The 2,064-nt window shown below is 45.0% G+C and carries 1 protein-coding gene and 1 pseudogene; both read left to right on the top strand.

Going from position 1 to position 2,064, the window contains the following annotated elements; genetic code table 11:
- A pseudogene (locus B7X71_RS15770) lies at positions 1-191 on the top strand (sulfur oxidation c-type cytochrome SoxX); the annotation flags it as partial.
- A 45-nt stretch (positions 192-236) separates the two neighbouring features.
- Positions 237-1,970, top strand: a complete 1,734-nt coding sequence (gene soxB / locus B7X71_RS15775) for a thiosulfohydrolase SoxB (protein WP_293601431.1) — start codon at positions 237-239, stop codon at positions 1,968-1,970.
- Positions 1,971-2,064: the final 94 nt, after the last annotated feature.

Consider the following 2,064-nt stretch of genomic DNA (forward strand, 5'->3'; position numbering starts at 1 on the left):
GGAATTATGGAAAGTTACGCGGCTACTCTAAAGAGGTTGTTGAGTACACCTGGAACCGTATTAATAACGCAAAGGCATATAACGTCTGTAGCAATATGCCTCGTTTCGGGCACTTCAAACTCTTAAATGAGAAGCAAATGCAGGATGTCATGGCATTGCTCTTAGATCCAGAGTCGCCTGTTAACAAGTAATAAAATTAAACAGGCCGAAAGGCCTGTTTTCTTTAGGAAAATACTATGTCTTTAAATCGTCGTGAGTTTTTGCAAGCATTAGCCATCGCCTCTGCAGGTGGAATGAGCTTGCAATCCAATTTTGCTAGTGCACAGACTACAGCGCAAAAATTCTATGATTTGCCGAAGTTTGGTAATGTGCATTTCCTGCACTTCACTGACTGCCACGCACAACTTCTGCCAATCTATTTCCGTGAGCCTAATGTCAACCTTGGTATTGGCGCTCAAGAAGGCAAAACACCTCATTTGGTCGGCGAATATTTTTTAAAGGCGAATGGTATTAAGCCAGGAACACGTGATGCACATGCATTCACATATCTTGATTACGTAGCGGCAGCTCAAAACTATGGCAAGGTTGGTGGCTTTGCTCACATGGCAACCCTTATCAAGCAAATCAAGGCAAGTCGCCCAGGGGCACTCTTGTTAGATGGTGGTGATACTTGGCAAGGCTCAGGCACTTCTCTATGGACTAACGGTCAGGACATGGTTGATGCAGCGCTCCTCTTAGGCGTTGACGTCATGACTCCACACTGGGAGATGACTCTTGGTGAGAAGCGCGTTATGGAGATTGTGAATGGTGACTTCAAAGGCAAGGTGTCCTTTGTAGCCCAAAATATTAAGACTGCAGACTTCGGAGATTCAGTATTTAATCCTTACGTCATGAAGGTGCAGAATGGCATTCAGGTAGCGGTGATTGGCCAAGCCTTTCCGTACACCCCAATTGCTAACCCACGTTACTTCACCCCAGATTGGACGTTTGGTATCCAAGAAGAAAATCTGCAGAAGACAATTAATGAGGTCAAGGCCAAGGGTGCAAAAGTAGTTGTGTTGCTCTCTCATAATGGTATGGACGTTGACTTAAAAATGGCATCCCGCGTTACAGGTTTAGATGCCATTATGGGTGGCCATACTCACGATGGCGTTCCAATTCCAGTCAAGGTCAAGAATTCTGGTGGCGTAACTTTAGTTACCAATGCTGGTTCGAATACTAAATTCTTAGGCGTATTGGACTTTGATGTGAAGGGCGGCAAAGCGGTTGATTTCCGTTACAAACTCTTCCCAATCTTCTCCAATATGATCCCAGCTGATCCTGCAATGAATAAGCTGATTCAAAAAATTAGAGCGCCGTATGAAGCTAAGCTCAACGAAAAATTGGCTACAACAGAAGGTCTCTTGTATCGCCGTGGAAACTTTAATGGTAGCTTTGACCAACTGATCTTGGATGGTCTCATGGCTCAGAAGAATGCGGAGATTGCATTCTCACCAGGTTTCCGTTGGGGAACTAGCTTGCTGCCAGGTCAACCAATTACCCGTGAAAACTTATTGGATCAAACGGCTATTACTTATCCATACACCACGGTTACGAACATGACCGGTGAAATGATCAAGACGATTCTTGAGGATGTAGCGGATAACCTATTTAATCCTGATCCGTATTATCAGCAGGGTGGTGATATGGTTCGTGTCGGCGGCATGCAATACACCATTGATCCGGCTGCATCTGCCGGCAAGCGCATTAGCGATATGCGTCTCAATGGCAAGGACATCGATCCAAGCAAGACCTACAAAGTAGCGGGTTGGGCTCCTGTAAGCGAAGAGGCTAAAAATGCAGGCGGCGAGGCAATTTGGGATGTTATTGAGCGCCATCTACGTGATGTCAAAGTAGTGAAAGCAGTCCAGCTTAATGAACCAATCATTAAAGGCGTTACAAACAATCCTGGCATGGTTGCCCTTAAATAAGAAAGAAGGACTTTCGTGAAAAAATATTTCCCCCTGATAGCATCTTTTTTTATTGGTTTTACCGCACTAGTATCTCAGCAGGTGTTTGCTGCGG

The organism is Polynucleobacter sp. 39-46-10 (genome assembly GCF_002282275.1).